The sequence below is a fragment of the Mycoplasmopsis alligatoris A21JP2 genome (genome assembly GCF_000178375.1).
Lineage (GTDB): Bacteria > Bacillota_I > Bacilli_A > Mycoplasmatales > Metamycoplasmataceae > Mycoplasmopsis > Mycoplasmopsis alligatoris.
In genome coordinates, this window is the sequence record NZ_ADNC01000007.1 from 118540 (window position 1) to 130283 (window position 11744).

Annotated in this window: 13 protein-coding genes; all 13 read left to right on the plus strand. The window is 28.0% G+C overall.

The window, feature by feature from the left end; genetic code table 4:
* The first annotated feature begins 10 nt into the window (after positions 1-10).
* Complete coding sequence (gene ybeY / locus MALL_RS01320) at positions 11-487, plus strand: rRNA maturation RNase YbeY (RefSeq protein WP_005683355.1); 477 nt, start codon at positions 11-13, stop codon at positions 485-487.
* Positions 488-880 carry a cytidine deaminase gene (gene cdd / locus MALL_RS01325; protein ID WP_005683364.1) on the plus strand — a complete coding sequence of 131 codons (393 nt, stop codon included), beginning with the start codon at positions 488-490 and terminating at the stop codon, positions 878-880.
* The gene (gene era, locus MALL_RS01330) at positions 880-1752 is read left to right on the plus strand and encodes a GTPase Era (RefSeq protein ID WP_005683315.1); all 873 of its coding nucleotides are present in this window, start codon (positions 880-882) and stop codon (positions 1750-1752) included. The genes cdd and era overlap by 1 nt, the downstream gene beginning before the upstream one ends.
* A 66-nt stretch (positions 1753-1818) precedes the next feature.
* The gene (locus tag MALL_RS01335) at positions 1819-3192 is read left to right on the plus strand and encodes a M17 family metallopeptidase (protein ID WP_005683402.1); all 1374 of its coding nucleotides are present in this window, start codon (positions 1819-1821) and stop codon (positions 3190-3192) included.
* A gap of 263 nt (positions 3193-3455) precedes the next feature.
* Complete coding sequence (gene metK, locus MALL_RS01340) at positions 3456-4595, plus strand: methionine adenosyltransferase (RefSeq protein WP_005683394.1); 1140 nt, start codon at positions 3456-3458, stop codon at positions 4593-4595.
* Between the two features lie 148 nt (positions 4596-4743).
* Entirely contained in the window at positions 4744-4893 is a 150-nt protein-coding gene (rpmG, locus tag MALL_RS01345) for a 50S ribosomal protein L33 (RefSeq protein ID WP_005683361.1), read from the plus strand.
* The gene (gene secE, locus MALL_RS01350) at positions 4857-5117 is read left to right on the plus strand and encodes a preprotein translocase subunit SecE (protein WP_318023652.1); all 261 of its coding nucleotides are present in this window, start codon (positions 4857-4859) and stop codon (positions 5115-5117) included. The genes rpmG and secE overlap by 37 nt, the downstream gene beginning before the upstream one ends.
* Positions 5118-5124: 7 nt before the next feature.
* Complete coding sequence (nusG, locus tag MALL_RS01355) at positions 5125-5721, plus strand: transcription termination/antitermination protein NusG (protein WP_005683380.1); 597 nt, start codon at positions 5125-5127, stop codon at positions 5719-5721.
* 168 nt (positions 5722-5889) lie between these two features.
* Positions 5890-7338, plus strand: a complete 1449-nt coding sequence (locus tag MALL_RS01360) for an MSC_0624 family F1-like ATPase-associated membrane protein (RefSeq protein WP_005683293.1) — start codon at positions 5890-5892, stop codon at positions 7336-7338.
* 2 nt (positions 7339-7340) lie between these two features.
* On the plus strand, positions 7341-7832 hold the full coding sequence (locus MALL_RS01365) for a DUF2714 domain-containing protein (protein ID WP_005683395.1): 492 nt from the start codon (positions 7341-7343) through the stop codon (positions 7830-7832).
* Positions 7832-8701, plus strand: a complete 870-nt coding sequence (locus MALL_RS01370; protein ID WP_005683309.1) for an MSC_0622 family F1-like ATPase gamma subunit — start codon at positions 7832-7834, stop codon at positions 8699-8701. The genes MALL_RS01365 and MALL_RS01370 overlap by 1 nt, the downstream gene beginning before the upstream one ends.
* Complete coding sequence (locus MALL_RS01375) at positions 8694-9158, plus strand: MSC_0621 family F1-like ATPase epsilon subunit (RefSeq protein ID WP_005683427.1); 465 nt, start codon at positions 8694-8696, stop codon at positions 9156-9158. The genes MALL_RS01370 and MALL_RS01375 overlap by 8 nt, the downstream gene beginning before the upstream one ends.
* A 3-nt stretch (positions 9159-9161) precedes the next feature.
* Complete coding sequence (locus MALL_RS01380) at positions 9162-11744, plus strand: MSC_0620 family F1-like ATPase-associated subunit (RefSeq protein WP_005683376.1); 2583 nt, start codon at positions 9162-9164, stop codon at positions 11742-11744.

Below are 11744 nucleotides of genomic sequence, written 5' to 3' on the forward strand. Positions count from 1 at the left end.
AAATGTTATTATGAATAATAACACAAAAAAAATCGAAATTTCTTACATGAACCATAGAAAATATAAATTCCAATTTAAAAATGAATTTGAAAAAATATTAACTAATTTAAAAACCTTTTTCTCTATAGACAAGCCGGTTATGGTCGATGTTTGTTTTGTAAATAACGATCAAATGAGAAAATTAAATTGAAAACACCGTGGAAAAGATTATCCAACCGATATTCTTTCTTTTGGTTTTGAAGATTCATTAATCAATGAGCAATTACCTTTTCTACATTTAGGTGAATTAGTCATCTCAGTAGATAAGGTTAAAGAACAAGCTTTAGAATTTAATCATTCTGAAAAAAGAGAATATTGCTACTTGTTCACTCACGGGCTTGTTCACTTAATGGGCTATGATCATGAACTAGAAAACGAACGAATTCATATGAACAACATGGTAGAAGAAATTTTTTCACCATTAAACATTACAAGAGAGGATAAATAAATGAATAATAAAAAATTAAAAGAATTGTTATCAAAATCATATTCTCCTTATTCTAAATTTAAAGTTGCTGCTATAGCAATCGATAAAGATAATAAAGAATATTACGGAGTAAACGTTGAAAACGCTGCATATCCATCTGGTTTATGCGCTGAAAGAAGTGCATTATTTGGTTCTGTAGCATATGGAGGTAAAGTAGGTGAGTTTAAAGAAATTCATATTATTTCACAATTAGATGATTACATTAGTCCATGTGCCGGTTGTAGACAAGTCATGACTGAATTTATGCCTGACGATGCTTTAGTTTACATGTATAAAAATAACGCAGTTGACTTTAGAAAAGTTACTATAAAAGAATTGATTCCTTATCCAATTAGAAACGAAGATATATTTTAATGAAAGTATGTTTTTGTACTATCATTGGTAGACCCAATGTTGGAAAAAGTAGTTTACTAAATGCTATTTTATCCTACAATTTATCTATTGTTACTGCAACTCCTCAAACAACTCGTGATCAAATAATGGGCGTCTATAATGAAGAAGGTTATCAAGTTATTTTTACCGATACACCTGGAATCCACAAACCAATCAATAAACTTGGTGATGCATTAAATAAAAATGCTTATGACACTTTAAAAGAAAACGATTTAGTTATTTTTCTAAGCCCAGGCGATGAAATGCTAGGTAAGGGTGATTTAATGATTTTAGAAAATATTAAAAACATAGAAAACAAAATTGCTATAGTTTCAAAAATTGATAAAATCAAAAGCCAACCAGAACTTTTAGTTGAAAAAATAGAACGTTTAAACAATTATAATTTCAAACAAATAATTTCAACTTCAACATTTAACGACAAATCAATTTCATCGTTAATTGAAATAATAAAAACTTTTGCTTATGAAGATAATGCCTATTATGATGAAGATTTTTTAACTGATAAAACAATGCGTTTTTTAGCAAAAGAAATTATTAGAGAATCAGCAATTAATGCTTTATATGAAGAATTGCCTCACTCTATTGCAATTGATATTGAAGACTTTATTGAAAGTGAAGATTCAATAGAAATAAATGCATATATTTATGTTAAAAAAGATTCCCAAAAAGGCATGGTTATAGGTGAAGGCGGAAAAAAAATAAAACAAATAGGAATGTTAGCTCGTAAAAAAATATCTGCTCAATTTGACACAAAAGTTAACTTAAACTTAAGTGTTAAAGTTGCTAAAAAATGAGTAGATGATGAAAAAGCAATCAAAAAATTTGGTTATTAAAGAAATATTACTTTTAACTAATTAATTAAAATATTTTATCTATAATTTAATACGAAAGGAAATAAAATGATTTCAAAATTAACAAATACTCGTAATAGTGATCAATTATTAAAAGCCGTTTTTAAAGGAGAAGAATTTCCAAAAACAGTGCTAGAAACAAAATTAGCAGTAACTGATTACTTTTCATCTCTTGAATCTCTAGTTTTCATGGGAGAAAAAAAAGATTTTAAACTAGAAGATGTAACAACATTAGCAAAAACTTTAGCTAAAAGCGCTCAAAGAAACTACCAAGTTGACCTAGACACATTTGTAACCGAATCAGTTACATTAGCTCAAGTTGTTAAAGCTTTTGTTGAAGCAAATAATTACACAAAATTCAAATTATGAAACTTAAAAACTAAAAAGAAAGAAGTAGAATACACACTTTCTTTATTAACCAAAAAATCAGAAAAAGAATATTCTGAAGCTTTAAATGAAGCTCTAGTTTTATCAAATGCACGTAACTTTGCTAGAGAATTACAAATCATGCCTCCAAACGTATGCAACTCAGAATATTTAGCACAAGTTGTAGAAAAAGAAGCTTCAAAATACTCAAACTTAAAAGTAACTGTACACAACAAAAAATCAATTGAAGAATTAAAAATGGGTCTTTTACTATCGGTTAATAGAGGAAGTATGTTTGAACCTAGAGTTGTAGTTATTGAATATACAGCAAATCCTGAAAGCAAAGAAAAAACAGTTCTAGTTGGAAAAGGAATTACATTTGACTCTGGTGGATACAATATTAAAACCGGTAGAAACATGTTAGGAATGAAATTTGACATGTCAGGTTCAGTTATTGTTGCATCAACATTGATGGCTATTGCTCAATTACAACCTAAAGCAAACTTTTCAGCAGTTTTATGTATTACAGATAACAGAGTAAACGGAGATGCTTCATTACCAGATTCAGTATGAGTTTCAATGAATGGAAAATCAGTAGAAATTAATAACACAGATGCTGAAGGTAGATTAGTAATGGCCGATGGTCTTACTTATGCAATTAGAAAATTACATGCAACAAGATTGGTTGATGTTGCAACATTAACTGGTGCAATTTTAGTAGCATTAGGGTCTACATATACCGGTGCTTGATCAACTACAGAAAAAGGTTGAGACGACTTATCAAAAGCTGCTAAACAACAAAATGAACTTGTTTGAAGAATGCCATTAGATGAAGCATTTGGAAAAGAAATTAAAAACAGTCACGTTGCTGATCTAAAAAATACTGACTTAAGCGGAAATGGTGGAGGATCTTCATCAGCTGCTATGTTCTTAAAAGAATTTACAGAAGGTGTTGAATACATTCACTTAGATGTAGCTGGAACAGCTGATTTAGGTGGACAACCTACAGGTGTAATGGTAAAAACATTAGTTCAAATGGCTTTAAATAATAAATAAATCACAATTTATAAAATAATGATGATCAGGTTCTGATCGTCTTTTATTTTTTTCCGTTTTTCACTATATATAAGGCAAAAAAATAATTTAGTCTTATTCAATAATGCTCTATAATATATTTATAAAACATAGAGAGTATGGTAGTTTAACAACAATGACCATTGCCAACCTGCGTACTACGTAAGGTGGATAGTTAGGAAGATTTATCTTTAACATGTAATCAACTTAATCTCTCTAAATAAAAGAAATATAAGAGGGAAAATATGAAAAAATTATTTACAAGTGAATCAGTAGGAAAAGGTCACCCAGATAAAGTTTGTGACCAAATCTCTGATGCAATTTTGGACGCTTATTTACTAGCTGATCCATATTCAAAAGTAGCAATAGAAACATTAGCAAGTGGACATAAAATTATGATTGCTGGAGAAGTATCTTCGCAATTAAAAGACTTAGACCATGTTGCTATTGCAAAATATATATTAAATGACTTAGGTTATTTACAACCTCACACAGAATTTTATTTAGACATAAAAGCTCAAAGTCCAGATATTGCAATGGGTGTTGACTTAGAACAAGGAAATATTGGTGCTGGAGATCAAGGTTTAATGTTTGGTTATGCAACTAACGAAACAAAAGAATTAATGCCTTTAGCAATTATGATTGCTCATAAACTTGTTAAAAAAGCTGAAGAACTAAGAAAAACAAAAGCTTTTAAATGAGCTGGAGCTGACATGAAAAGTCAAGTTACATTAGATTATAGCGATCCAAAAAAAACAAAAATTGACACTATATTAATGTCAATTCAACATACTGATGATTATGCCAAAGACAAATTTAACGAGTTTGTTAAAAATAAAATTATTCTTCCTGTAATTTCAGAATATGGATTTAAAAAAGTCGAAAACAGAATTTTAATTAATCCTACCGGAAATTTTGTTATAGGTGGACCTATTGGTGATACTGGACTAACTGGTAGAAAAATAATTGTTGATACTTATGGTGGTTATGCAAGACATGGTGGCGGTGCATTTAGTGGTAAAGACGCAACTAAAGTTGACAGAAGTGCAGCTTATGCAGCTAGATGAATTGCAAAAAATATTGTTGCTGCAAATTTAGCAGACCAAGTAGAAATCCAATTAGCCTATGCCATAGGTGAATCCAAACCTGTATCTATCTTAGTAAACACATTCAATACTAATAAAATTTCAGAAGAAAAAATAGCTCAAGCAGTAAATCATATCTTTGATTTAACTCCAAAAGGAATTATTGAGAGTTTAAAACTAAGAAAACCTATTTTCTTACCAACAGCAGCCTTTGGGCACTTTGGTAGAGAAGAAAAAACATTTACATGAGAAAAAACAAATAAAGTCGAACAACTATTAGAATTTGTCAAAAACAACTAATTCTTAAAGCAAGATTTAATCTTGTTTTTTATTATTTTTTTAAAAAATATTTTTTAATAAATATTAACTTTTATTTTTTTCTATTTACTTTTTTGCCTATATTATAGAAATTAAAAAAATTAATTTAATAGTATAATAATAAATAATTATGCAAAAGAAAAAGATAGTATTAGCATGCGATGAATGCAAAAGAAAAAATTATTCAACTAACAAAAGTGCTGGAAATGTTGAAAGAGTAGCAATTAAAAAATATTGTACACTTTGCAAAAAACACACCTTGCACAAGGAAGAAAAATAATGGTTAAAAAAGAAAAGACAACAAAAACAAAAAAAGATAAACCTAAAAAGTATTATTTAAGAAAATTCTTTTTAGACATTAAAAGAGTCAGATGACCTTCATCTAAAAACAACTGAAGTTCAATGACTAAAATTATCATATTTACCTTAATACTAGTACTTTTTGTATTTAGTGTTACAACTTTATTTGCATATATTTGAGCAAAACTACACATTGGAATATAGGAGAGTTATGGAAAGATTTTATTGATATATGGTTTCAACAGTTTCTGGAAAAGAAGATAAAGTTGTTGAAGCTTTAAGAAATCGTATTATTGCTGAACAGGTTAACCATTCTTTTGATTCAACAGCTACTGACGCTGGAGCATTTAAAGTTTTTAGAAAACCTGTTTTATCACCAAAAGAAGCAGAAAAAAAACAAAAAGGTGAAGACTATAAAGTAAAATGAGTTAACATGTACCCAGGTTATATTTTTATAAAAATGGATATGACCGATGAAGCTTGATTTGTTATCCGTAACACTCAATATGTTACTGGATTAATAGGTTCAAGCGGTAAAGGAGCTAAGCCTACACCGGTTCAAAACAAAGAAATTAAAAAATCTCTTATTCAAGAACAAAAAGCTCTTGATGATTTTGAATCAGGAAAATATTTAGTAACTTTCAAAGACGGTGAAATCGTAGAAGTTATTGATGGTCCATACCAAGGTGAAAAAGGTCCAATCTCTCAAATTGACCATGATAAACAAACAGCTGTTGTTATGATTGAATCATTTGGAAAACAAGTTTCCGTTGAAATTGAATATAAATATTTAAAATCAGACAATTAATAGACTTGCGTAAATGCAAGTTTTTTTAATATGCTTGTTCAAACAATAGCATATTCTTATGAAAAATTAGAAGATATGATACATAATTTTTATTTCAAAAATAATTATGTTTAGCATTTAATACTTATATATTATTATATATTTATAAATATTTAGAAAAGAGTAGTTATGAAATTAAAAACATTAATCCAAAACTTCGAAGTTGACTTTAAACAAAAATTAACTTTAATAAACATTTTAAAAGCAGTACTTTTAGTAGCTTTATTTGCTTTTAACATGGCTTTGTTAATCACTTTTGAAAAGTCCTTCTTTAGGTTTAACGCCCCAAATAACTCGTTATACTATGTTTTATATACAAATTCTAACTTGTGATATCAAACAAATATAGTCTCTATAACGTCCTCATTGATTTTTTATTTAATTATTGTTTCAACATTATTAAAAAATTCAATGAACTTAACAGAAAGTAGAAGCGGAATAAAAAAATATTTACCATTTTATTTTATTTATCTATTTTTCTCAATTTCAGTAATGAGTTCATTCTTTTTACTCGATAAAATCCATGTTCACTTAAATAGTTTATATGTTGTTATTATTGTTTCAGTAGTTTATATCATGTTAAATGTCTTTAACATTATTGTTAAAAAACTAATTCAAGCTGACAAAATTTATCCTATGGAACATGAAAAATCTTGATTATATATAGCAATGTATATTTTCAGAGTTATCCTATACACCTTGATTGCATTACTAATTCATTTTTGAACTGACTTGCATATTGGAAATAAAGCAATCGATGAAAGTGCAGTAGTAATACAAATTAAAAACTTTTTCCAAAGTGGTACAGCAACAAGTATTTTTATATTTGCAATGCTAATAACAGTGATGATTGTTTTACTAATTGGAGCAAACATCAACACTATTTACAAACTTTTAAAAAGATATTATGTAACACAAAAATTCAGTACATATTCATCATTTCTAGTTGTAATAATTTTCTCTTTATTAATTTGAGCATTTATTCATTATGGACAAATAAAATCAAGTTATCAAATTATGGCAAGTACACCCGTTACTTGACCATTGCTAGTATTTCCAATTATTTTATTTGCTCTACTAGTGTATGTAATTGTTACAACATTTAAACCGTTAGTAAAAAATCAAGTACTAAGAAAAATATTAAATTCATGTATTTTATTATTTGCTTGATTATCAGTTGGAGTTCTTGAAGCCTTTAGCAATAGCGACTTTTGAATTTCAAACACTCACTTAATTCTAGCTATATTAGTTACAATCTTTGTAATATTTAGAGAATTAAGAATAAACAAAACCAGCATTATAAACATTAACTTATTGCTATTAACACTTGTATTTATTGTTATTTATACCTTTATTGCAATTTTCAAAATTGATCTACTAAACCAAGGTAATTATTCAATATATATTAAATATTTAGGTCTTAAATTAAACGATATTTTTATGGTCTTAATTTGCCTAACTACCCTTGCACTTGTAATATACAACTCAGTGCCAATCTTGACACTTGCGATTAGCAAAACTGATGTCGAACTAGAAAACGAACAAAAACCTACTACAAAAAAGGTAACTAAGGAGTAAACATGAAAAGAAAATCTAAAGTACAACAAGCAGAAATTGAAAGATTCAACGACACACAATATAAAGACTATTCACAAGAAAAAGAATTTGTTTCATTTCAACAAATCGTAAATACAGCTTTATTAGTAAATAATATTTCAAGAGATTCAGATATTTATAAATCATTTCTTAAGAAAATTGAATTAGCAACAGAAAAAAACTTAGAAGTTGTTTACAGCGGTTTTACAATTTCATGAATTACAAGTAGAAAATTTGCAAAAGTTAAATTAATACCTACAATCGTTGAAAAAGAAACTCAACACAGAAACAATGTTAACTTCAGCAGTGGATTTGACTTAGAACTTGGAGAATTTTTCCAAGAATTCAACGCAATTATTAAAGACTTACTTTATTCAAGAAAAAGAAAAGTTGAAGTATTTCCAAAAATGATTGTTTATTTAGCTCTAGAAACAAATTCTTTAAAAATTGCTTTTGATGAATCGGTAGCTAAATAATGGATCAAAAAAAATTAAAACAAAAATTAAATGTTTTAAATAGTTCCCAAATGGTTTTAGAGGTTGAAAAAAGTTTATCACTACTAACAATTTTTAAACTATCTAAAGCCTTAAACATTAACATGCATCGTGCATATAGAAACAAAAGAAATATTGATTATGTTTCAGGACTAATTAATTCAACTCATGATTATCTATATGATCGTACATTAACAACAAAAGCTAGCTTATGAATTTATGTTACTGAGGTTGAAAAATACGAAGTTGATGCTTATACAAGATATGAAAAAGTAATTTTAAAAAGAAAAACTAATGATGATATTTTTATCACAATAGGTACACGGGCAAATAATTTTGCAAAAACAAATAATTTAAAAACACTACAAACTTTTGAATCAACTGAAGATCAAAATTTAGTTCTTAAATTAATATCAATTATCAAAACAACCTATAACACAGGTCAATATAGTTCTGTTAGAATGGTAGTAAACTCAAATAAAATTCATGATAGATACATGAGCATTGTTCCAGTTAACCAAGTTCAAGCTTCATTTTGATCTTATGATGGCGACCAAAACCAATTAAAAATTGATAAAAAATTTATTTACCCAAATGCAGATAGTTTTATTGAAAACGAAATTAACAACTATTTAATGTATATAGTTCAATCATTATTAATTGAATCATCATTCTATACAGCTAAAAATAAATTAGTTTCAGAAAATAAACTATTAAACAAAATTGAAGACGACATTTTTACAATCAAGAGAAAATTAGCAAGAATCAAATCTGAAAAGCAAATCGAAGAAATTGTTATGTTAGCAAAAAACAAAAGCTTTATGCAAGCTATAGAGGATAAAAATGAATAAAACTAACGAAACTTATTTTAAAGAAATTTTATTTTCTTCAGTAACACATGAAAGAATAAAATTCAATGATGCTTCCTTGCTTCTTAACAAATCTCTTATTGACCAATGAAGTCAATTCAACAAAAACTCAATGGGTTCATTCAACTTTATACTTGTTAAAATCAAACAAGGTAAAGTTAAAGAAGATCTTTACTTTATTTTAGAAAACGCAACTTTATATTCTACAGAAAATAGACTTGACATTTATGTTAGAGAACTTCCTGAAATTTATAAAGGAAAAGCAAAAATTTCTAAAACACAATACAAACAAAATTCAAAACTTAAAGCACTTTTAAGAAAATTAAAAATTTTAAATGACTTAGAAATAAGAATTAATCAAAGTGTTTCAGTTGATGAACTTGAAAAACAAAAATATAAATTGGAAGCTATTGAAAACTTTCAATTGGTAAAGGAGTAAAAAATGAAAAAGAAAAATAAAATTTTGTTACTTGGCACATTTTCTGCTCTAAGTATTACAAGTGCCTCAGTTGTTGCTGCAAGCTTAAATTCTAAAGAAACTAAAACCGTAACTAACTCATTTATTGAAAGTGCTACATTTTTACATAGTGAAGCCAATGGAGCAAACGACAATGGGGCAACACCAGCACCAGCAAGTCCTGCTACACCTGCTCCTGCAAATGGCGCAACAACTGTACCAGATCCAAATGCACCTAAGCCTAAGCCAGAACCAGTTTTAGCAGTAGATTTTAAGGATTTCGAAGGTGAAATGAATAGGGTTCTTAAAGAAGAAATGAAAAAGATTCTTGATGCTGCTAAAGTAATGATTGAAACCAGAATTAGCGAGTTAAGCAAGGATGGTGTATACCCAACTGAAGAAAAATTTGCCTTAACTCTTTACGCTAAAGCTGTAAAAGATTATTATGATACTGTTTTTTCTAAATTAACTTCATACGATGAATTATATAAAGCCGGTTTTAGAATGGTATTCCCTAAAATGTACGCAAAAAGTGAAAAATACATTTTAGGAACCGTTAAGTATAATGGTCAAGAATTTGACCCAATTGGAATGGGGCAAGCTGATCCATATGATTATAAATTTTTAGAAAAAGATACTCCTGAATTTAAAGATAAAGATGGTAAGCCAATTAAAAATGAAGTAAAAACTGACGAAAAAGCAAAATTTGAAGTAAATTCAACATCAAAAGCTGAATATGTAAAACTTGTTACTAATTACTTCCAAAGTTTTGGTAAACAACTTGAAGGAATTTTCTTTGAAAAAACTGATTCTCCAGTGTATGGAAAAGACTTTAAAATTTCTTTTGATAAAATTGATAAATCAATCGGTCTTTACAACATTAAACCTGAAAATTACAATGATTGAAATGCTTATATTTCTGAAAAAGTTAAAGTTAGATTTACTGAATTTGACTTAAGAGAAAATGAAGCATATCACCAAGAGCAACAACAACAAAATCAACCAGTTATTCCTCCTCAACCTGTTGATTTTCTACCTGATACAACTGAAAAAGCAAAACCAGTTAACCCTAATATTGAAAACATACCACCGCTAGAACCATTGTTAAACCCAGAATTAACTAGTTCAGACTTTAACGGTGGATATGAAGGTGTTATTGGTTCTTGAAATTCAGACCCAAACTTAGTTGCAACAAAATCTAAAAAATGATTCTGATTCCAAAACCCTATTAACATTAGATATGAATATACTGTGACAAATTTAGCTATTTCAGAAGGAAAACATATTGCTACAGTTGAAATATCAGATAAAGCAAATTTAAATAGTAAAAGATTTTACAACATTATAGTTAACTTTAAAAAGTACACTCAATCACAAGCAAAAGCTAGATACACAATGTATGAAACATTTAGAGGAATTTTCAAATCTATCTATGATGCATTTAAATTGGACGAAAAGATCGACTACAATACAGTACCAGATCAACATTTAAGATTAGATTTATTTAACGCTGTTTTCTTAGCTATTAAATCATTTGAACTTAAAGAATTTACTGATGCTTATAATAAATTAGCGGCTACTGTTGGAAATGCTGATAGATATAGAGCGGCAGTTGCTGATCCTACAAGACAAAAAGATGAATTAGATAAATATAATAATTATTTAAAAGAAAACACAACAGCTCTAATTAGTCGTTTCTTAGAAGCAAGAGGGATTAGAACAGGAAAAGAAATAGCAACTGATAATCCTCGTACATTTTGAGAATTTCTTTCTAAATCGCTAGAATTTGCTATCAATGGTGAACCATTTAAATTAGATAGCGGAGAATATAGAACATTAAAACTTAGACAACACTTAGAAGACCCTATTTGAAAACCTAAATTTAAAAAATTCTTTGAAGAAGTTAATGCAACTGATATTGACTTATCAAAAACATTTTTAGCACTTCAAAAAGATGCACTTAATTTAAGAAAAATGTCAACAGAATTCTTTGTTTCACTAGAAGATAGAATAGCAAAAATTAAAACAGTTTATGATGGATTTTATAACCACGCTGCTATCTTTAAACTAATTGGTGAAAAAGAAAAAAATGACTCAAACAATAAACCAGCAGAAGGAGATAAACCTGAAGCTCCAGCTGCAAATAATAAACCAGCTGAAAATACAAATCCTGCTCCTACAACAACAAACAACGAAGCAAACAACGTTGTTTCAAATGATAAAGAAGCAGATAAAGAAAAAGAAAACGCGGCTAATCCAAATAATAAGCCAAGCGATGACAAGAAAAAAGAATCTGAATTCGATACCAAATTAAAATCAGTTCTAACCGAGCTAAGAACTAGACAAGCTAACTTGAGTAAAAATGATAATTCAAGTAATGCATTTTATGCCGTATTTGCCTTAATTACAGCAATATTCGGTTCAATTCTTGCTTTTGCTGTGTTATTTACATCAAAAGTTAGAAAAATTAAAATTAGCAAATCTATAATTGCTGTTGCAAGTGTTGTTTCAATAATAACCTTGGTTGCATTTATAAGCATTTTGTTATTAATGATAGGAGTTATATAA